The sequence below is a fragment of the Vibrio sp. 10N.286.51.C3 genome (genome assembly GCF_003050065.1).
GTDB lineage: Bacteria > Pseudomonadota > Gammaproteobacteria > Enterobacterales > Vibrionaceae > Vibrio > Vibrio crassostreae.
On record NZ_PIGC01000006.1, the window covers coordinates 14,843 to 36,014 of the forward strand.

19 protein-coding genes are annotated in these 21,172 nt (G+C 44.4%); 10 read left to right on the top strand and 9 right to left on the bottom strand.

Translation table 11 applies throughout. The annotated features are described in order from the left end of the window. The first annotated feature begins 173 nt into the window (after positions 1-173). Positions 174-848: a pyrimidine 5'-nucleotidase gene (gene yjjG / locus CWO27_RS07940; RefSeq protein WP_102431505.1), complete on the top strand. Its 675-nt coding sequence runs from the start codon at positions 174-176 to the stop codon at positions 846-848. 173 nt (positions 849-1,021) lie between these two features. Beyond that, on the top strand, positions 1,022-1,954 hold the full coding sequence (gene yddG / locus CWO27_RS07945) for an aromatic amino acid DMT transporter YddG (protein WP_102431506.1): 933 nt from the start codon (positions 1,022-1,024) through the stop codon (positions 1,952-1,954). A gap of 47 nt (positions 1,955-2,001) precedes the next feature. Here the strand turns inward: yddG and CWO27_RS07950 are convergent, their stop codons facing one another. Continuing rightward, on the bottom strand, positions 2,002-2,898 hold the full coding sequence (locus tag CWO27_RS07950) for a cation diffusion facilitator family transporter (RefSeq protein ID WP_055319427.1): 897 nt from the start codon (positions 2,896-2,898) through the stop codon (positions 2,002-2,004). A 288-nt stretch (positions 2,899-3,186) separates the two neighbouring features. Here CWO27_RS07950 and CWO27_RS07955 point away from each other — a divergent pair, with 288 nt between their 5' ends. Continuing rightward, entirely contained in the window at positions 3,187-3,537 is a 351-nt protein-coding gene (locus tag CWO27_RS07955) for a hypothetical protein (RefSeq protein WP_102431507.1), read from the top strand. A gap of 125 nt (positions 3,538-3,662) precedes the next feature. On the opposite strand, the gene CWO27_RS07960 is transcribed toward CWO27_RS07955, so the two are convergent. Continuing rightward, a complete protein-coding gene (locus CWO27_RS07960; protein ID WP_019825766.1) occupies positions 3,663-4,541 on the bottom strand; it encodes a LysR family transcriptional regulator in 879 nt (292 codons plus the stop codon). A gap of 162 nt (positions 4,542-4,703) precedes the next feature. Here CWO27_RS07960 and CWO27_RS07965 point away from each other — a divergent pair, with 162 nt between their 5' ends. The 3 genes from CWO27_RS07965 to CWO27_RS07975 all read left to right on the top strand — a co-directional run bounded on the left by CWO27_RS07965 (position 4,704) and on the right by CWO27_RS07975 (position 8,102). Further along, positions 4,704-5,303 (top strand): class I SAM-dependent DNA methyltransferase, encoded by a 600-nt coding sequence (locus tag CWO27_RS07965; protein WP_102431508.1) that lies wholly within the window; start codon positions 4,704-4,706, stop codon positions 5,301-5,303. A 277-nt stretch (positions 5,304-5,580) separates the two neighbouring features. Beyond that, a complete protein-coding gene (locus tag CWO27_RS07970; protein WP_107898808.1) occupies positions 5,581-7,146 on the top strand; it encodes a YjjI family glycine radical enzyme in 1,566 nt (521 codons plus the stop codon). Between the two features lie 41 nt (positions 7,147-7,187). After that, on the top strand, positions 7,188-8,102 hold the full coding sequence (locus CWO27_RS07975; protein ID WP_102478873.1) for a YjjW family glycine radical enzyme activase: 915 nt from the start codon (positions 7,188-7,190) through the stop codon (positions 8,100-8,102). A gap of 58 nt (positions 8,103-8,160) precedes the next feature. On the opposite strand, the gene CWO27_RS07980 is transcribed toward CWO27_RS07975, so the two are convergent. The 5 genes from CWO27_RS07980 to yccS form a co-directional block, all read right to left on the bottom strand. After that, on the bottom strand, positions 8,161-9,072 hold the full coding sequence (locus CWO27_RS07980) for a LysR family transcriptional regulator (RefSeq protein WP_102478872.1): 912 nt from the start codon (positions 9,070-9,072) through the stop codon (positions 8,161-8,163). A 75-nt stretch (positions 9,073-9,147) separates the two neighbouring features. Then, positions 9,148-10,410 carry a hydroxymethylglutaryl-CoA reductase gene (locus CWO27_RS07985; protein WP_102478879.1) on the bottom strand — a complete coding sequence of 421 codons (1,263 nt, stop codon included), beginning with the start codon at positions 10,408-10,410 and terminating at the stop codon, positions 9,148-9,150. A 161-nt stretch (positions 10,411-10,571) separates the two neighbouring features. After that, entirely contained in the window at positions 10,572-10,892 is a 321-nt protein-coding gene (locus tag CWO27_RS07990) for a hypothetical protein (protein WP_048660381.1), read from the bottom strand. A gap of 121 nt (positions 10,893-11,013) precedes the next feature. Next, positions 11,014-11,175, bottom strand: coding sequence for a hypothetical protein (locus CWO27_RS23565; RefSeq protein ID WP_165690294.1), 162 nt, complete (start codon positions 11,173-11,175; stop codon positions 11,014-11,016). A 356-nt stretch (positions 11,176-11,531) separates the two neighbouring features. Next, the gene (gene yccS / locus CWO27_RS07995) at positions 11,532-13,715 is read right to left on the bottom strand and encodes a YccS family putative transporter (protein WP_048660380.1); all 2,184 of its coding nucleotides are present in this window, start codon (positions 13,713-13,715) and stop codon (positions 11,532-11,534) included. Positions 13,716-13,892: 177 nt separating this feature from the next. On the opposite strand from yccS, the gene helD reads away from it, so the two are divergent. Continuing rightward, positions 13,893-15,968, top strand: coding sequence for a DNA helicase IV (gene helD, locus CWO27_RS08000; protein ID WP_102478871.1), 2,076 nt, complete (start codon positions 13,893-13,895; stop codon positions 15,966-15,968). A gap of 87 nt (positions 15,969-16,055) precedes the next feature. Then, positions 16,056-16,406, top strand: a complete 351-nt coding sequence (locus CWO27_RS08005) for a VOC family protein (RefSeq protein ID WP_102530008.1) — start codon at positions 16,056-16,058, stop codon at positions 16,404-16,406. A gap of 86 nt (positions 16,407-16,492) precedes the next feature. Here the strand turns inward: CWO27_RS08005 and CWO27_RS08010 are convergent, their stop codons facing one another. Together CWO27_RS08010 and torT are read right to left on the bottom strand one after the other, a co-directional pair. Further along, entirely contained in the window at positions 16,493-16,948 is a 456-nt protein-coding gene (locus CWO27_RS08010; protein ID WP_017064778.1) for a methylglyoxal synthase, read from the bottom strand. A gap of 60 nt (positions 16,949-17,008) precedes the next feature. Further along, entirely contained in the window at positions 17,009-17,956 is a 948-nt protein-coding gene (torT, locus tag CWO27_RS08015; protein ID WP_371714192.1) for a TMAO reductase system periplasmic protein TorT, read from the bottom strand. On the opposite strand from torT, the gene CWO27_RS23970 reads away from it, so the two are divergent. Next, positions 17,901-18,065, top strand: a complete 165-nt coding sequence (locus CWO27_RS23970) for a hypothetical protein (RefSeq protein WP_243655949.1) — start codon at positions 17,901-17,903, stop codon at positions 18,063-18,065. The genes torT and CWO27_RS23970 overlap by 56 nt on opposite strands. A 64-nt stretch (positions 18,066-18,129) precedes the next feature. Further along, positions 18,130-21,141, top strand: coding sequence for a TMAO reductase system sensor histidine kinase/response regulator TorS (gene torS / locus CWO27_RS08020; protein WP_102478868.1), 3,012 nt, complete (start codon positions 18,130-18,132; stop codon positions 21,139-21,141). Positions 21,142-21,172 lie beyond the last annotated feature (31 nt).

Genomic DNA, 21,172 nt, shown 5'->3' on the forward strand with positions numbered 1-21,172 from the left:
TGCGATACATCATGACTTGTGGCTTGTTTTCTATAAATTATTAGATTTATATACAGGCTCACAGATTTACGAGTAAAGCGATTGCCAGCCTACAAGGCGAAAAGAAAAATTAAGCAAAACTACGATAAAAACAGACACAGCATTGCTCAACAGCGCGAATAACAGGACAGAAAATGAAGTACGATTGGATATTCTTTGATGCGGATGAAACCTTGTTCCACTTTGATGCTTTTCAAGGAATGAAGCTGATGTTCTCCCGTTTTGGTGTGGACTTTAGTGAACAGGATTATTCGGTTTACCAAGAGGTTAATTTACCACTTTGGGTAGATTACCAAGATGGGCGCATTACGGCAGCTCAACTGAAGCACGCGCGTTTTGAAAGCTGGGCAACAAAGCTAGAGACAACAACAGCAGAACTAAACAGTGCATTTTTGACCGCAATGGCAGACATATGTTCGCTGCTTCCTGGTGCAAAAGAGTTGATGGAGTCTTTAAAAGGCAAAGTGAACATGGGCATCATTACCAATGGTTTCACCGAGCTGCAATCTATCCGTTTAGAACGCACTGGAATGACAGACTATTTTGACCACGTGATCATCTCTGAAGAAGTGGGTGTTGCTAAACCAGATGCTGAAATCTTTGAACATGCACACAAGCTTGTTGGCTTACCAGCAAAACAACGCGTATTGATGGTCGGAGATAACCCACATTCAGATATTCTAGGCGGACTAGATTTTGGCATTGAAACTTGTTGGTTAAACAGTCAAGAAAAGGCAACGCCAGCGGGTATTAACCCTCATTATCAAGTTAAGTCTTTAGCTGACCTGCAAGCACTTCTATTGGCATAATTGCTAATTGCTAATTGCTTTTAGATTTTTGAGTGAATGATTGATAGCCGAGTGCAGTTATGTGCTCGGCTACTTATTTTTACCTACTGCAAGTTATCGATAGTGGTGCTTAAGCCTATCTTTGCTTTAAGCTCGCTTTAATTAGACCATTACAATAAAGAAAAGGAAGAGGCGTGCTGAAATCTCATCGCCATAGCTGCTACGGCATTGCTGCCATTTTACTTTGGAGCTGCTTAATTGCGCTTTCTCGTAGCGTATCAGAACAACTAGGCCCAATCGGTGGCGCTGCCAGTCTTTATACGGTGAGCTCAATTTTGTTGGTCTGTGTTATGGGTTTACCTAAGCTGTCACGCTTCTCTAAGTCGTATCTGCTGATTGGTGGTGCTCTATTCGTTTGTTATGAGATCTTCTTGGCTCTGGCTTTAGGGATGGCAAACAACCGACATCAAGCCTTGGAAATGGCGGTTATCAACTACCTTTGGCCTGCATTGACGGTGTTGTTCGCTGTGCTGCTTAGCGATAAAAAGATTAACTGGTTGGTTTACCCAAGTATCTTCTTAGCCTTCTTTGGTGTGGCTTGGAGTATCAGCGGCGATCAGGGGCTTTCTGTTGATCAAATCGCAGCCAATATTGCAACTAACCCTAAAACCTATTCAATGGCGTTTTTCGGCGCGATTATTTGGGCGGTTTACTGTAATTACACTCAGAAAGTGGCGAAAGGGCAGAATGCGATTGTGTTGTTCTTTATCGCGACTGCAATCACCTTATGGATCAAATACGCATTGAGTAACGAAACCGGCATGGTGATGACAACCAATGCTGCAATTGACTTAGTGCTGGCCGGTGTGTGTATGGGCGCAGGTTACGCGCTTTGGAATACAGCGATACTTGGCGGCAATATGGTCTTCCTAGCGACTATGTCTTATTTCACGCCTATTTTTGCGACCTTACTGTCTTCCATGATTTTAGGTTTGTCACTGAGCATGACGTTTTGGCAGGGCGTGTGTATGGTCACTGTGGGGTCACTGGCTTGCTGGTGGGTAACAAGAGAAAAAAAGCCGACGGTTACGGCGTCGGCTTCTAAAAAGGTTCAATCAGAGTCTTAGTTCGCGAGAAATTGATTGGTTAAGTCTTGGTTCTTAACTTTCGACTTTTAACTCGCGATATTGAGATTCAATTGAAGTTCATAAGGCATCTTCGATAAGCGTCGCTTAAGTTGGCGGCGCGTTCGTTCAATATCATCGACTGCAATGGCTTGTTGGTCGTTGGTATGAATATCAACGTTGATTCTTAGCTCAGGACCAACCTTAGTCACACCCATCAGCTCCAAATCTTGATCCGCTTCTTTGTCTACCGCGACAACGTTCTTATCCACTGCATCACAAATATCTTTGGTCGCCGACATCATAAGTAGTTCGCGCATTGCTTCACGTAACATGTCGAAAGGTACTTTGATGAAGTAGAAAGACATTAGTAACATCATCATAGGGTCGGCATACACTGCGTAAGCCGCAAGAGGTGAAAACGTCATTGACCATGCTACTAAGAAACCAGCGGTTACCGCTACACTCAATAGTGTATCCATCTGCCATTGTTTAGACTCGGCCTGAACCAGCCCTGAAGAGATACGTTTGCTCTTGTTAGCGATGTACCACCAAGCGTAACCACAACCCAACACATTGAAAATACCAAACAAAGTTGCGATAGAAGCATCCACCTCACGACCGCCTGTCATCAAGGCACCAATCGCAGAGTAAAGTGAATAACCAACCACAAGCAGAATCACAACGGCTTTAATGGCAATAACAATCGGTTCGATAATTGCTCGACCAAACGGGAACTCAGTGTCCGAAGGGCGATTGATGTATTTCGAGGCCGCTAGTGACAATAAAGTTAACAGTAAGCTGATAAGAGAATAAACACCGTCAAATACTATGACCAGAGAGCCAACGATAAGACCCAACACCAATCCGCCAATAGCGAAGCCTGATGCTAAAAGGGCTGAGAACAATAGTACTCGATTTTCGTTTTGGCTTTTCCTGTCACACATAATATTTTCCAGATGTTTTTGATAACTTCATTGTTCTAATATTGAGCTAACTTTACAAACTTTATCTGATGATGTTTATATGTCTTATTTAACCAATACATATAAATCCATTAAATTCAGTGGTTTAAGTTGAAAGTCGGGTGTCAATAAAACTGACGTTGAGTGTTTTTTGGGGATGATGTGCAACTGAAATAGGATCGTTTATGATTAATAAAACACATTAGTCGCTAAGGTCTTATTAGTCCTCTAGATTTGGCTGCGACTGCGATGGACAAGGAATGAATCGATATGAAGTTTGACGATATCAATGATAACGAGTTGTGGGCGATTGCTAACCCGATCATGGATAACCTGATGGATGGTTCAACCAAGGTTGATCATGAACAGCACTGTCGAGACTTTACTCAAAGAATGAAAGACATTGTTACGCCAGAATATTTAGAAAAGGTGTGTCACCATTATCAGCACAGTAATGGCTTTTTTGCTGAGCGTGAGCCAGTGGCGATATTCAGACGCTCTGATTCCATCGCCTTTGTCTGGAAGCAAGCTTACACCATCGCAAAAGGCGAGTTTGTCGCCGAAATGGTATTGGTTGAAGAGGATGGACGCTACTTAGTGGATCACGTAATGGTTTTCTAAACGGTTTAGTCTTTGGTTATATCAGAATTAGGCTGCATCAGTCTTAGACCGCAAAAGGCGGCGCAGGCAATAGCTCGCGCCGATCTTATATTGGGAAGATAAAATTAGATATTGGGAAGTTAAAACTAGAAATCAAACAAGTAATCACTCAGCTGATCAGCCAACCAATTCATTCCTGGATGTTCGGCCATGCCAGCCGCAGTAAACATACAGTAGTCTTCTTGAGTCAGGCCATATGTGTGTTTGATCACCGCTAACTCTTGTTCACGTAGCAAGTGACGAATCAATGGTTCTGGCATTACGCCCCAGGCCTCTTCACGTAAAATCGTATCCAACATAAAGTCGAAGCTAGAGAAGCCGATGTAACGGCGCGAGAAGGGCTCAAGTTCAGGGTTATCCTTTTCATTAAGGTAAACCATGGTCGCTTGCATCGAATTTCTCAGTACTTCATCAGACACTCGTCGCATCGCGCTCAAATCATGCCCTTTCTTACAAACAGACATCATTCGAATCTTACCAAGTGGGTTGTAGATAATTCTTGGGTCATCGACACGTTCGTAATCGACGCCAAATGCGAAGTCGACTTGCTGAGTTTCAACTAGGTTAGCTAAATCGCCGCTCGACGCGAGAACGAAGTTGAATGAGGTCGAAGGGTACTTGTTATTGAGAGCGTGCGATAAATCCTGCCACATCTCATCGGGTAATGAGTCATCTCGTGCAATCCAAATCTCCGCGTTAAATTCCCCCGAAACATGCAAGCAGGTTTGTTTGATACGTGCAGCTGTCACTAACAGGCCTTCGCAATCCTTGTAAATCGCTTTGCCTGCTTCAGAAAGTTCAACGTGGTTTCCGCTACGTACAAACAACTCGACATCTAACTCTTTTTCCAAGGCTTTAATCGACATGCTAAGTTTGGTTCGGTTGCATTCTAACTGGCGTGCAGCTTCAGACACTGATCCTAAATCAGCAACGGAACAAAAGGCTTGGACTTGAGAAAGGTTCATTTCATTTCCATATTAAGCGGGGGGCTGGTGCATATTATCTGAATATTGTGCTGACTATCTTAGAAATAGTCCATCTTTGCATGATAACTCTATGACGAATTGACTAATTTGGTTTACTCTGGGGGGGTTCCGAACCTACAAGAAGTAAAGATGGAGGCCATGATGGCGAAACAATGGGACGAGTACGCCGTTGATTGGGATAAAGATCCCGCGACCGCAGTATTCGCACAGTCCGTATTTGACCAGTTGACACAGCTCGTTGATTTAAACGGAACCCGTGTCCTTGATTTTGGTTGTGGTACAGGACTACTCAGCCAGAAAATATCTCCTTTAGCAAAAGAGATCATCGCACTCGACATCTCCGAAGGGATGATTGAAGAGTTAGATAAGAAAGAGCTACCTAACGTTGAACCGGTTGTTGATATTTTATCGCGCGGACTAGCAGCGCAGCATCCAGCATTCAGAAACCAGTTTGACCTAGTGGTCGCTTCTTCGGTGTGTGGTTTTATCCCTAACCTACAAGACACAGTCAGTCTGATTTACACGTTGCTTGAAAATGATGGCACGTTTGTACACTGGGATTGGTACTTAGAAAACGGCAGTGAAGACTATGGCGTAAGCCAACAGCGCTCAGAGAATGTCTTGAGTGCAGCGGGCTTTGCAGTGGTTGAAGTCTCTACACCATTCTCGGTTGATACACCACAAGGTGAGTTAAAAGTGCTGATGGGTGTTGGACGTAAACAAGTACTTCCTCACCTGTAATTACTGCATCATGTGTAATTAAGAGTATTGCCTTTAGCTAACTCTGACAGCGCTAACCTAAATAACGAAACCCACATTAACGGCCTTAAAGCCAGTTATGTGGGTTTTTCTATTTTTACGGCTTCGTGTTTTAAACGGACTATTCCTAGTGTCTTAATGCCGGCTAACTTCAAGTATCTAATTTCCATTTTGGAAAAACAGTCTTGCATACATTTCATTAGTGGAAATGTAACGGTGAGATATAAAATAAGTCCATAACAATTTTAAGGGTTTAATCATGAGCCACCAATCTGCGTCATCTACTTCTTCACCACTTTCAGAGCAACAACAACGCTTTAGCAATATCATTTCAGATGCCAATCTGTCTCCAAAACAGAAATCGAGTTATCTTGCCTTAGAAGCTGAAGCTAGCCTACCGTACATGCCGGTAAGCAATGAAGTAGAGCAAGCCTTACAACAAGGTGTGCTATGTGACATGTTTGAAGGTCACGCCCCATTTAAGCCGCGCTATGTGCTTCCCGATTATTCTAAATACTTACATCAAGGCTCAAAGTATTTAGAGCTTAGCGCGGCAACTAATTTCGACGAAGCATTGAACATGCTAACCATCCTTTATCATCACGTTCCGTCAGTGACTTCCATTCCGGTTTACTTAGGTCAACTGGACGATGTGTTGATGCCTTTCGTGGGCGACTTAACGGAAGAGCAGGTTTATCAAAAGCTTAAGCTGTTCTGGATTATGTTGGATCGCACACTACCAGATGCCTTCATGCATGTGAATATCGGACCGACAGACAACATTATCTGCCGTACGATTTTACGTGTCGATGCTGAGCTCAAGCAGATCGCACCTAACTTAACCTTTATGTACGACCCTGCAGTGACGCCTGATGATCTGTTGCGTCATGCAGCAAGCAACATTTGTGAATGCAGCAAGCCACATATCGCCAACTATCCAGCACATGCCGCAGCGTATGGTGATAAGCGTTTTGGAATCGTGAGTTGCTACAACTCTCTACCTTTGGCGGGTGGTTCAAATACGCTAGTACGTATGAACCTGAAACAAGTGGCGTTAAAGTCTGAGGACAGTGTCGATTTCTTACAACAAGTATTGCCGAACTACAGTAGCATCATGGTTGAGTTGATGAACGCTCGTAGCCGCTTCTTACATGAAGAGTCTAACTTCTTCGAAGGCTTCTTAACTCAAGAAGGTTTGATTGAAGAAGATCGCTTTGCGCCAATGTTTGGTATTTACGGCATGGCTGAAGCCGTCAACATCTTGATGGAAAAAGAGGGTAAAGCAGGGCGCTATGGTCATGATGAACAAGCTAACCAACTTGGGCATCGCATCTCTGAAAAACTGGCTGAGGTCGTTGAGAACTCAGAAGTGAAATATGGGCTAGAAGGCAAGGCTTTACTACATGCTCAAGGCGGTATTAGCCTAGATGAAGATGTGACTCCAGGTGTGCGTATTCCTTATGGAACAGAACCTGATCCTGTCTCTTACGTGCGTGCTACTGCGGGTCACCACAAGTTCTATACCTCAGGTATCAGCGACATTCTGACCATCGATGAAACAGTGAAATCTAACCCAGAAGCGATGTTTAACTTGTGCAAAGGCGCAATCCAAGCTGGTTACCGTGAGTTTACCGCTAACGTTGCATCGAACGACTTAGTTCGTGTGACGGGCTATATGATTAAACTGTCAGACATTGCTAAATACGACGAGCAAGGTTCGCGTACTAACACGACTTTCTTGGGAGCTGAAGCAGCGAAGAATACGGGCATTTTAGAACGTAAACCGCGCGTCGCGAGCTTAGAGATGTCGCCAACGTACGAATAGCGCTTTAATCTAACTATACCCATAACCAAACAATACAAATTATGAAAGTTTCTGATCTAACAACTCAAATGGCTAGGGTTAAAAATAATAAGACAGAAAAACAAACGAAGGTCAGCCGTGTGCTGACCTTTTCTTGTGTTGATGGCCCGGGAAATCGTTTAGTACTGTTCTTACAGGGGTGTAATTTCGATTGTATAACCTGTCACAACCCACACACCATTAATCACTGCAACCACTGTGGAGACTGCATCAGCGGGTGTCCAAGCGATGCTCTAAGCATGGTTGATGGCCAAGTGAAGTGGGACCCAGCAGCCTGCACCAACTGCGATCAGTGCATTGATATCTGCGATCACAAGTCGAGCCCGAAAATTACCACAATGACGGTCTCGGAAGTACTTGAACTCGTTAGGCATAATCAGTTTTTCTTAAGTGGCATCACCGTTTCTGGCGGTGAAGCGACCATGCAACTGCCGTTTATCATCGAACTGTTTGAAGCAATTAAAAGTGATCCACAGTTAGCGCATCTCACGTGCTTTATTGATAGTAATGGTTCGCTGTCACTGCAAGGGTGGGAGCGAATATTGCCTTATCTTGATGGTGCGATGATTGACCTAAAATCATGGCAATCGGAAACACATCAATGGTTAGTAGGCAGAGGCAACCATAGGGTGTTTGAAACCATTAACTACTTAGCAGATAAAGGAAAACTGCACGAAGTTAGGTTGCTGCATATTCCGAATAAAAGCGACCTTGAAGATGAAATTGAACAGGTGGGGCGTTACTTGAAGATTCTACCAAGTGATGTTCGAATTCGACTGAATGCGTTTCAACATCATGGTGTGATTGGCGAAGCGTTAGATTGGCCGAAATGCACCGAACAGCAGATGCAGAGCTTTCACGATAAGCTCTACACGATAGTTCAAAGACCTATGCAAACGCCTGAGGTCTATACCTAGCTTTTAAATTGTTTAGACGCTCAGCCAGGCTTAAAACAACGTTAAATCATTAAAAGGATTAAGCTTCTAAGAACAAGTCGCGCAACCATTTGATGGCCTGATCATTCATATTTGGCTTGTTCCACACTAAGCTATACGCCACCTTGCCGTAATCAAAAGGCAAGGGTTTGCTCACTAAGCCCTGAGCTTGCTTTGCATGCTTAACCCACTGCTTCGAACAAGTGAACAGGAAGGGAGTATGATGACAAAGTACAGCCGCAGCCCCAAAGTCCGCGACCGATATGGCCATTTCTCTAGGTTTGTGACGTTGTACCAAGCTTTGCTCAAAGTAAGGTTGAGACAGTTCGTTATCTAAAATCCCAATGTGCTTGTAATCTAGGTAGCCTTCCACGGTCAGTTCTTGCTGAGCAAGAGGGTGGTGTGCGCCCATCAAACAAACCATCTCGTCAGGAAGAATTGTTTCCCAAACCAGCTCTTTGTTGTCGGTCGGCGGCTGAGATATATCATGGGGCAACAGGATCAAGTTCACCTTGCCGCTAAGCAAAGCATCGAAGCCGAGCTGTTGTTTCGAATAGATGTTGAGTTTGGCGTTTGGTGCGAGTTCGGTGGTGATTCGACTTATCTTTGAGGCAAAGACTTCGAAGGTACTTTCGCGCATCGAAAGAGAAAAACTGCCTTGGTACTCTTGAGGGCTAAAACTCTTCTGATGGAGCAATCCATTCATGCTAGAAAGAATCGCGTGAACCGTTGGTGCGACTTGAAGCGCAAAGGGAGTCGGGATGAGCTTGGTCCCATCTCGGTAGAACAGTTCGTCATTTAAGATGCTACGTAGCTGAGACAGAGTTTTACTCACACTCGAAGGGCTGACACAAAGCTGCTCAGACGTTTGAGTAACACTGTGGGTGTTCAGCATAATATGCAGCGCAGTGAGGTGCTTAAGGCTCACTCTCGATAAGTGTAAGTAATCCATGTGTGACTCACGTATTCAGGTTGGCTTGTGATTTTGCATGAATGACAAAAACGATCAAGCCAAATCGGATTAAGGTTATTTGCGAGCCAGCTTATGGTGAGCTCGTGAAAAGTGGCCTGCACAGAATGCACCGACAATCGATAACTCGCCAGCCAAACACAGCGCAGCACACACTTCGGCTAAGGCTTGTGATTTACCATTACCGTGTAGTCCTAACAAATCGAGACATGCTTTTTGGCTTGGTAACCCAGTACCGCCGCCGACAGTCCCTAACATCAGGTTAGGTAGGGTCACGCTCGTGTATAAACCGCCTTCTTTGTTGAGTTCCATACGAGTCATACCAATCGCAGACTCAGCAACACACGCTGCGTCTTGGCCACAAGCAATGTAGAGCGCTGCTAGTGCATTCGCGTAGTGGGCATTGATACCAATCGTACCGCTCAGAGCGCCGCCGACAGTGGTCATCTGGCCAAACTGAACCATCTTCTCTGGTGTGGTGTGAAGGTACTTAGCAACAAGCTCAGCAGAAATGTTTACTTCGGCTGTTACCTTTTTGCCACGAACGCTGCGTAAGGTTTGGGTATTGGCTTTTTTGTCGCCCGATAAGTTGCCATCAAGAAAAGCATGGTCAGGCTGAACTGGTGTATTTTCAATGATGTATTCAAACACAGCATTAGTTGCGATGGTTACCATGTTCTGACCAGAAGCGTCTCCAGTTAGAAATTCAAACACCAAGTAGACATGGTTGCCTTCGATGTTGATGTTGATGTCGGTAAGCTTGCCGTGTGAGGTTGTTGATTCTGCCAAGATCTTGAATTGGTCATATTGAGTCACAGCCCAAGCCACAAACTGCCCAGCTTCAACTAATCCTTGGAATGCGAAACCAGGAGTACGCGTTACACCTTCATTGAGCAACATAGCACTTGCGCCACCACAAGCCGTAATCAGTTTGGAACCACGATTGTAAGAGGCGACAAGCGCTGCCTCTGTGGTTGCGAGTGGTACGAGGTAATCGCCCTTAGCAAATAAGCCATTGACTCTTAATGGGCCAGAGACACCGACAGGCACTTTAACCGTGCCAATGAAGTGTTCGATGTTTTTTTCATAAGCTTGAATCTGACTTTCGGTATGGGAGTCGAGTAGCTCTTTTTGTGATTCTGAGTTATCGAGAGCAGTCCAACGGCGTGTGAGATTCTTTTCTGTCAGGTAGGGGCTAGGTGTCAGTTTATTTACTGGCTTTTCAAAATGAGGTTGAAGCTTTTTTTCTAATTCGTCTGCGGAGATGTCGCCTCCTAAAATAGAAACATAGTCACGGCGATGCAGATTTAGTTTTGGCATAAATAGTATGAAGTAAAGTTTGTGCAGAAAATTGGTTTGCGCTGATTCTACCGAGTAATAAACCAGAAACAAGCGCCTGATATAATGAGTTACAGTTTGTGTGGTTGTTGAAGCAAAAAGCAGCAAAGTTTCGCAAAATATAGGCTGTATTTGAGTGTAATTTAGATATGAATGTCGAGAAGGCTACCGATGGCTTCGTTTTGACGATCAACCACACTCGCACCAACGCGGTTGTAACTTGCACTTTGTGTCAGTTTAATCAAGGAATCGGTTGAGGATGAAGCGGGTTCAGGTTCTTTATCTTTAAAGGAAATGGATTGTTCAGGCTCTATTTGATTAAAGCTGAGATCGCTAACTTGGAAAGTGTCGTCGGATTCTAAAGAGTGTTTGGAGGCTTGGTTGAGCTCGATTGCAGCTTCTTCAGCCATGTTAGTTGACTGCTGAATAATCGCGTAACCAGATTGAATACCAGATATCGACATAGCAGAACCTTTTATTGACGTATGAAATGAGTCTAGGCGGACGATATTTTGAGCGCAATGGTGAACAGATGAAATTTACGGTGAAAATGTGAACTTAAGCTAAAATAGTGATGTCTGTCTATTAACTGAACAGGTCATTTAGCGCGTTTAACTCTTCTTCAGTAAGCAAACAAGGCTTCTCCGTTTCAAGGTTGCCGTCGATTTCACCTTGAAGTGCTTTTAATTGCTGTGGACTAAGAAGCTGTATTTGCTGCTTAAATGCTTCAAATTGCTGTGTGTTCATAATGTGACCTTAGTTCAAATCCATATGCTCTATAGAGCATAGCCTACTGATACAGGAAATCAAACAAGATTAATCGAATATTAAATGGTGTTTGAAATTTCCTGAAACTAAGACAACTATAAATTCCTGTGGTCGTTTTTTGTCCGAGAAATGTTAGGCAAAGTTAAGGCTTGGTCAATCAAAGTCAGAGAATTCCTACAATGTAAAAACTCCTGTAACCCTTGTGGCATAAGGGTAGGCAAGTAATTGCTCTACCCAGTTTGGGGTATGGGTAAAGCAATGTATAAATACGGCTGGTGATCAAAAGGTGAGCGATTGGCGTTATCTTTTTGTTTTTACAGTATTTTGTTTGTTAATCATGAAGCTTCTGTTTCAAACGGTTTATCGATCTTAACCTTGACTGCAAACTTGGTCGCTAAGGTATGCAGTTCTGGAAGCATTCGATAAATCAAATGGAGCTGCTGTAGAACCATTCTGACAGAACTCTCATCTTCTTCTCGCCACTCACTCAGACGTTTATCCAGTTCAGGGTCATAAGCGTTTTTCACTTCACACTGTTCTTGATGAGAATAGAGTTGATCATTTAGAGCGTCTAGATGCTCGTGGATTACTCTGTGCGCATCTAACACCAGTTTGTGTGTCGCCTCATCATCAATACGTGTTCTGTGAGCCCCCAGAGCCGAAATATAGCTGAGTAGAGCGTGGTTGAGTGTTAGGAATCGGAAGCTCTCATCTTCAGAAGTACGGTACTTACCGGGTTCAACCAGCATGCTACTGATAGCGGCAGTTAGGTTTGCATCATTATTATGGGCACTACGACGAGCGATACGATAATTGAGGCTGTCTTTCTTACCGACACGGTATTGACCAATGATCTGAGCGAGATAATTCTTATTGGAATCGAGCGCATCCGCCATCACTTTGTGCAGTCGCTTCGATTGCCAATCCGGTAATACGTAAATGACCGCAAGTACGGCGAGGGCACAACCAATAAAGGTATCCGCTAGTCTTGGTAACACCACCGCGTAGCCTTCTCCTAATTGGTTAAAGCAGAAGAGCACAAGCAGTGTGATAAAACCGGTCGCGAAGCCGTAGTTATTGATTCGGAAAGCAAAGAACATCACGCCACTGATCACAATGAACACCAATTGGCTTTCTTGGGAAGGAAAGAAAGTCAGTAGCGGTACGCCAACCAATAGGCCTGCCACAGTACCAATAACACGGGCGGTCAGCTTCTGGCGGGTTGCGCTGTAGTTTGGCTGGCAAACAAACAGTGTTGTTAGCAGGATCCAGTAACCACGCTCAATATTAAACCCTTGGATGATTCCGTAGCCGAGTGTCAGCGTGATCGCCATACGAATCGCATGACGAAACAGCATAGAGTCGGTATGCAGATTGGCTTTGATTTTGTGCCACATTGCCGTCAACGTGTGTGGGTTGGTGTCGTCTAATACACCTTCTTCAATCTTCTCTGCGTCTGGGTTACTGATATTCGATAGCTGTTTTTCAACCGTTGCCAGGTTATTGAATAAGTAATCCAATTGGTTTAACAGCGATTTCCACTCGGGCTTGTTCTGTTGGTGTAGATGGTTAAGTGAAGACATCAGCTCATCAAGTGCCAGTACAGATTTGTCACCATGCTGGTATTCAGCGCCCACTTTCAATGAGCTCGCCACTTCTTTACAAGCTGTGGCTTGGGCTTCCAGTAGATACTTAAATCGGAACAACACGTCAGAACGTTCAAAGTGCTTTGCCAGTTCTTGATAACGATAATGGCTTGAACTTACGCGTTCATGAATATCTTGTGCGATGAAGTAGGTATTAAGAAATCGGTCACTTGGTCCATCAATGTGTCCGCGTTTAGAGCGATTAAGCAGTGTCGCTTTACACATGTTGAGTGCATTAACGGTACTCGCGTTGAGTTTGGCTTCAATGATTCGGTGTGGTTGGGGAATCAAGTCTGAAACGGGGTAGAAGAGTTCCGCTTTTGAATCGATGTAATTACCGATTTGATCGAATACCGTGGCTAAGTTTTGCTGCACAGGTTGCATTGGCCACACTATCTGCCAAATCATCGACATGAAGTAGTACCAAGCGGCACCAGTTAACAGTAGAAGCGGTTGAAACCAAAGGTTGGTGCTCTCATGGGCACCGAGCATGGTATAGATGGCAACTAAGAGAGAACCAAACGCGATACTCGCGTATTTAGGGCCAATTGCCCCGAGAATGATAAAGGAGAAAGTTGAAACAAAAAGCCCTATCGCAAACAGCCAAGGCGTATTGAAGAGAAGCTCAATAGAGAAAGCCGCAACCGCGAAACAGATAAAGGTCAGCGTAAGTGCTTTTAAGCGTCCGGTAAAGCTGTCATCGCTTTCCGCAAGAGCCGCTGCAATAACGCCTAAGATCAAAGGCGTGATCAGTGTGTTTTGTCCATAATACCAAGCAGGCACCACCACACCGAGCAGAGTGATGAGAATTAATACGCTGTAATTTATGGTTTTATTCGCCCAATAGAGGCGTAATTTGGCTGAAAAGTCCACAGTCGCTCACTTGACACACTAAAAACCATAATCCTAACAGAAATCAAGCACAAGAATTTGATACTTATCCATAATTGCCCGTAGGTGGTCATGAAAGCGTCGATAAGATATGAGATATTATTAATTCTCATTGCATCATGATATAAATTCAATATTCCCAATTAAGAGCACACTCCAATGCAGCTAAGCGCTAACAAGACTGCACAGTTTTTTATTCAAAATGAATATCATCAGGTTGAACTTGATGGTCCACGCTTGCTGTTATCTTCAGTAGGCAGTGAAGAGCGTATCCCGTTTACTATTTGGAGTGGCAAGATCGCGATCAAACGCGGATTGTTTTGGGGCTCGCTACAATTTTTTGCTAATCAACAGGACGGAACACAGCGCAGTTGGTTAGTACAAGGCCTACCTTGGGATCAATGCCGTCAATTTGCACGCGCATCGGTTGCTGCTTATCAGAAGTGGCATGACACACAATGTGAACAACTAGCTGAGCACGTTCCTCAATGGGAAACCGAATTAACGCGTCTTGAGCAGCTACCAGCCTTTCTAGCGCATTCTAAAGTTAAGACTTGGGTCGATATGGTCAACTCAGGTCTAGAAAACATGACCATGACCCTTGAGGAAGCGGCGCAACGCATGCCAAATCGCATTGCTCGCATGCAGCCATGGTTGTCTGAAACGGAAATCAAGCAAGCTGAAAGAAATCAGCAATGGCTAGAGACCGAGCGAAAAAACTGGGAAGTATTGTTCGCTCAATGTGAATCGTCCCCACTGAACTTATCGCAACAATATGCGGTGTTGATGAATGATGATCACAACCTTATTTTAGCGGGTGCAGGCTCGGGTAAAACCAGTGTTCTAACTGCTCGCGTCGCGTATTTACTGCAAAGCCATCAAGCTCAAGCAGAAGAGATGTTATTGCTCGCCTTTGGCCGAGAAGCAGCTGAAGAGATGAAACAGCGCCTCGACAGTAAAATTGGTTTATCAGCAGAGAAGGTACAAGTCAGTACTTTCCACCAGTTGGGTTTAAAGATCCTTAATCAGGTTGAGCCGGAACGCGTGGTTATTTCTCCGTTAGCACTCGATGACAATCAACGCCAAGCATGGTGCATTGATTGGTTGAAAAAGCATTGGATGACGCCGACCAACTTCAAACGCTGGCAGAAGCACTTATCTAAATGGCCAATTGCTTATTTAACCGGTGATGACGAGCTTGGTAGTCATGTTTCAAACCTTAAACTTATTGGTTGGCTTGAAAAGCAGCTTGAACAGTTGAATGCGTCGGGCTTAACCAAAAAAGAAGTACAGCAACAGCTGATTGATCACCGAGACTATACACGTCTTAACAGTGAGCTTTCACTGTGTTGGCCATGTGTGACAGCGTGGCAAAAAGAATTGAAAGAACAGAATCATATCGACTTCTCAACCATGATCAGCCGAGCGACTCAGTATATTGAAAAGGGCAAGTTTATCTCGCCTTGGAAGTTCATCATGATCGATGAGTATCAAGATATCTCGCCAGATCGTCTTGCCTTGGTTGAGGCGCTTTGCAATCAGTCTAAAGCCGAGCACCAAGCCTCTATTTTTGCTGTAGGTGATGACTGGCAGTCAATCTACCAATTTGCAGGCGCCGATGTGGATCTCACGACCGGCTTTAAAGACCGCTTTGAGAGCTCGACGATTCATCACCTAGATACCACTTATCGCTTTAACAATCAGTTAGGTGCAGTTGCCAATCGCTTTGTACAAGAAAACCCAATTCAGATTCCGAAAGAACTGAACAGCTTCAAGCAACAGAAGCAGAAGGCGGTGTACAGTGCGCCAAGCAAAGAAGTTGAGAAGATCCTCGACCAATTGAACCGCCAATCTAAAGGCAAAACCAATAAGTCTGTACTGCTACTTGGACGTAACCATTACCACAAACCAGAGTTGTTGGAAGACTGGAAGAAGATCTTCACCTCCATTGATATCAAGTTCATGACTTGCCACGCGAGTAAGGGTAAAGAAGCGGACTTTGTGATTATTCTTTGTGTTGACGAAGGACAGTTCCCGACCAAGAAGAAACAGCTGCATATTGATGGCGCATTGACTGAATCATCAGACGCGTTCCCTTATGCGGAAGAGCGTCGTTTGTTCTATGTAGCAATGACGCGGGCAAAAGAGAAAGTATGGATTACGCACAGCGGTGACGGTTCTGGCTTTGTGCAAGAGCTGCATGGTTCTGATTACCCCGTTGTTCGTAAAAAGTGATGTTACCTGACGTGATTGTCTAATATTAGATCTTCAAGCCCTGCCTTAATATCACAAGGCAGACGCATAAAGCAGAAGGAGTTTGCTATGGAACACGGCTCTATTAACTACATTGAATTTGCTGCGAAAGACATCGCAGCAACTAAGGCGTTCTTCAGCCAAGTGTTTGGTTGGCGCTTCGAAGACTATGGCCCTGAGTATTCTGCTTTTGAAGGTAAAGGCTTAATGGGCGGCTTCTATTTGGCGGATCTGGCATCGAATACGGATAACGGCGCAGCGCTGATGGTTTTCTATAGCCAAGATCTTGAGCAAACTGAACGTGACGTGATGGATGCTGGTGGACAGGTAAACCGTGAGATATTCAGTTTCTCTGGTGGTAGGCGCTTCCATTTTAGAGAGCCAAGTGGCAACGAAATGGCAGTGTGGAGTGACAAGTAGTCCATATCCCTATATTCAGACGAACAAAAAGCCTGCGATTGTGCAGGCTTTTTAGTATGTAACGTATGATTCAGTCAAACTAAGCGTTAAGTACGTTCAGCAAGATACGCTTCGTAATCTGGGATTTCGATGATCACTTCTTCTTCAAGCAGTGAAGAGTTAAATAGGAAGTTAGCGGTAGCGCGGTTGGTTGCCACAGGAATGTTCCAAACACTTGCGATACGAAGCAGTGCTTTTACATCTGGGTCGTGTGGTACAGCATTAAGTGGATCCCAGAAGAAAATCAGCATATCGATCTTGCCTTCAGAGATAAGCGCGCCAAGTTGTTGGTCACCGCCCATAGGACCACTAATCATGCTCTTGATTGCCAAGCCCGTCTCTTTACTCAGTAGAGAACCTGTTGTGCCCGTTGCGTAAAGGAAGTGCTTTTGTAGTTTTTCTTTGTTCTCTTTAACCCATCTTAGTAGCTCAGGTTTGAAGTGGTCATGAGCGACCAAAGCGATATGCTTGTGCGTTGGCATAGTGCGCGTCGTTTTTTGCATGAATGTTCCCTAAATTGTTGTTTCGTTTTTATTGTTTTGAGTTCTTCAGCCAATATAGCACTAAGGATTCACACTGAATACCGGACGAAACTCAGAAGGTGACAATGAGTCGGCGATAATTTGATCTTTGAGTGTTGCTGGTGTCAGCGCTTCGATAATTGGTGCGCTGTGTTGCTCGTAAGATCGGCCGCGTAAGTAACTGGTGGCTTGTTTTACCGACAAGCGACCTTGCTCAACCATTTTATCTGTTGGTGCAAAAAGTACCTTGTTACGAAGTAAACCACGGTAGGTTCCGTGACTTAAGTAACTCGAAATTAACCCAATCTCTTCTGTTTTATCGGCCGCTCGTAGCTCACTGATCGCTGCTTCAATCGCGACGGCACTTCCCACAATATATTTAATACCCGGCTGCTCAATGACTTGCTGTACTAGGTTTCTCTGTAGTTCTTTATCGTTATCTGCCCAATAGCTGATCGCAATTTTGATATCGCTCGACTTGATCGCATCATAAAAGCCAAGTGCAACAGGCTTTGTACCGCCACTTGCTTGAGGGCCAAGTAGCAGGGCGATAGGCGTTTCGCCGGATCCCTTTGGGTGTCTCTTTGACAAAAACTCGCCGACTTGAAACCCCATTTGATACCAGTCGACACCGACGGTGCCTTTCAATACCTTTTGTTGCTCTTCATTGACGGTTAACTCATTGACCGTCGCAAACACAGGCGTTGAGCCAACCCAATCAGTAAGGTTGTCATGGTAAGCATCAGGTGAAACTGTGCCAAGAATAATGGCATCGGCTCCCCATTGTGTGCAAAGTACCAGTTGTGAGGCTTGTTTGGCCACGTTGGGGTAACCGCCAGCTTCCAAAACTCTTAGTTCCACTTGCTGCTTTTCTGCTTCAGAGATCATTCCATAGTTTACCGACAACCAATAAGAGTCTTTGAGGTGCGGATAAATGGCACAAATTTTCTCTTTGTGTGATGTGGCTTCGGCGGGTTTTATTGGGCTCAAAGGCTCGCTAGCACTTGCGACAGTAGTCACTGAGGCCAATAGTGAGAAAAGAATTTTTGAAGCGAAAGATCTAGATAGCATGAATTGCCGTTTTATTGGTTTTAGATAAGAAACACTGCAAAATATAGCGTATTCTGCATGGGTAAAGAAGAACGTTTTAAGGTTTAGAGTTTATGTTGTTAGCTTCAGCGAGTATTGGACGCAAGCTGCTGGCCTCATTCTTAGTGATGGCACTGTTGGTTCTATTGTCTGCATTGATTGGTGTTTCTGGTTTTAGCTTTGTAGCAAAAACCGAAAGAAACGTCGTTGATTCGGCGCTTCCTGCCATGATCGAAGCTCGTCAGGTTTCTGAGTTGAGTAACCGTATTATTTCGTCAGTACAAACGCTTTCTAATGCGAGAAATGAAGCAGAAAGAAAAGAGGCTGGCACAGTACTATTCGATCAACTTGAGTCACTTCTTCAGCATATCAAAGATCTTGGTGTCGATAGTTTCGATTCTCAACTTCTTAATAAACTCGAAAATAATGTTCAAAGCGTTATTAACACACTGGCTGAGTTGGGTGTGTCGGTTGAGCGTAAGCTTTGGTTAAACAAAGAGCTGTCGTCTCGTGTCGAAGAGATGCGCTTACTTGCCGAAGAGCTAGAGCAGCTGACACGAACCCAAGTTTTGAACACGGCCACCATTGCGGTTGCTAACGTCACGCATATTTATGACCTGCTAGAAACCAAAGAGACGGATAAAGCCTACCAAGCCTTAGATGCGCTTGTAGAGGTTGACCTTGATTTGTCTGAGCGCCTACACGAATTGCATTTGCTGGCGTTCAAAATGCTTAACCAAATTGAAGAAACGCAAACCGTTACCAACGTAGAACGTATTCATCAAATCCAATCTGAGTTTGATTCCAATCTAAGAATCATGGCACGCCGCGTTAAAGCGGTCGAAGATCCTACTCGTTCAGCGCAGATGTCTCAGCTTCTTGAAGAGCTCAGAAAACGCCAAGTCGTGTTCGATATTTCGTTAGAACAATATGAGAACACCAAAAAGTCAGAGTTTCTGATGCAAAATACCTTAGAGTTGTTCTCTCAATTGAATACAACAGTTAACCAACTGGTTGATGATTCAAACCGAAGCACCAAAAAAGCGGTTGATGAGCTGACCAGCACGTTGAATCTTGCTCAATGGTCACTGTCTGTGATTTCGGTGATTGGTTTGGTTATCGTCGCATTTATCGTGTGGCGTGTGGTGTATATCTCGGTTGTGAAACGTCTTACTGAATACTCATCGGCTTTGATGTCTATCGCACAAGGTCGCCTGAATATTGATATCTCGGTTAAGGGTAATGATGAGTTGGCTCATATGGGCGAGGCGATCATCACTGCCAGAAATACCGCGCAGGCGCTGCAAGTGGTTGCGGTGGGTGAAGCAAAGGCGAAACGCGAACTTGAAGAGCACAAAGAACACTTAGAAGAGTTGGTCACAGACCGAACCTATCAGCTGCAGAAGACCAATGAGAAGCTGAATGTCGAGGTGGGCAATCACGCGAAAGCTCGCAACGCCGCAGAACAAGCAAGCCGAGCGAAATCCGCTTTTCTTGCGACGATGAGTCATGAAATACGAACACCGATGAACGGTGTGTTAGGTACCGCAAGATTGCTCAAAGATACCGGGCTAGATCCGTTGCAATCAGGCTACGCTGACATCATTAACCGCAGCGGTAAGAACCTACTCGCGATTTTGAATGATGTGTTGGATTATTCCAAGATAGAAGCGGGACATTTAGAAATACGTACAGCTTCGTTTGATCTCCATCAGATGGTTCAAGACACCTACCAATTAATGGAAGGGCGAGCTGCTGAGAAGAAGCTAAATTTTGATTTCCATATCGAAAGTGATGTTCAACGCTATTGGCGTGGCGACGTAACACGAATCAGCCAAATCTTAAATAACTTGGTCGGCAATGCGATTAAGTTTACTGAAAGTGGTTCGGTCGATATCTTCATTAGCTTAGATGTCGAAGATGAAAATCGCGTCATGTTTGAAGTGTCAGATACCGGTGTCGGTATTGATGCAAGTGAACAGGTGTGTTTGTTTGATGCCTTTACTCAAACCGACAGCGGTCGCAACAAAACCGGTGGCACAGGGCTTGGATTGGCGATCAGTAAAAGCATCATGTTGGCAATGAATGGGGATATTGGCGTTCATTCGGAAGAAGGCGAGGGCAGTCAGTTTTGGTTCTCATTGCCACTTGAAGTAGGTGAGAAAATTGAAACGAAAGCAACGGTCATTGAAGCTTGCATCCGAGCGAAGGTCATTCTGATTGAAGACAACCCTGTGAACTGTATTGTTGCCGAAGGCTTTTTGAATAACCTGGGGCACGATGTTGTGATAGCGACAACTGGACAAGAAGCGAGAGCCATATTCAGTGAGCAAGAGTTTGATATTGCGCTGGTGGACATTAACTTACCGGACTGTGATGGCGTCGAGCTAATTCAACAACTCAAAGAAGATGCGCTCCAACATGAGCAAAGTGCCACGCGTAAAGTACCACCTATGATTGCAGTATCAGCTCACGTATTCAATGAGGAAGTCGAGAGTTATTTAGCCTCAGGGTTTGATGGTTTCTTGCCTAAACCGCTAGAAAAGGAAGCACTTTCTCAGCTCATCGTTGCTCAACTCGATGGTAAAAAACTATTGTTGCCACAGCCCGATCCAAATGATGCTGTGTGTAAGCAAAATGGTAACCGTGTTATTAAGGGGAACAGTGATGAATTGTACTCGACACAGATGGTTGAACTTTTGGCTAAGCACACTACTATAACTGACTCTCAAGATGAAGGAGACGCTCCGGTGAAACTGATTGATTCCAAAGTGATAGAGGGTGACCTATCGATTCTTGGTTTAGAGAAAATGAAGCAAATCGTTGTGCTTTTCGAGGAGAGCAGCAACCTTACTTTGAATGAATTAGTCGAGGCGAGTGAAGCCGATAATGGACGAGAAGTGAAGTCTTTGGCGCACAAGCTTAAAGGATCTGCAGGTAGCTTGGGTTTATCAGCACTGTACAGTTTATGTCAGAGCATTGAAGCAAGTGAAGCCCCATTACTGCAGTACAGAGATAACGACCAAGCTTTATCTGAATTGGTTAAAGATTCGTTAGAGGCTCTCCTCCCTTATGTTTCTGCTTAATGGTGTAAGTTTGTTTTAAGCAATACCCAAT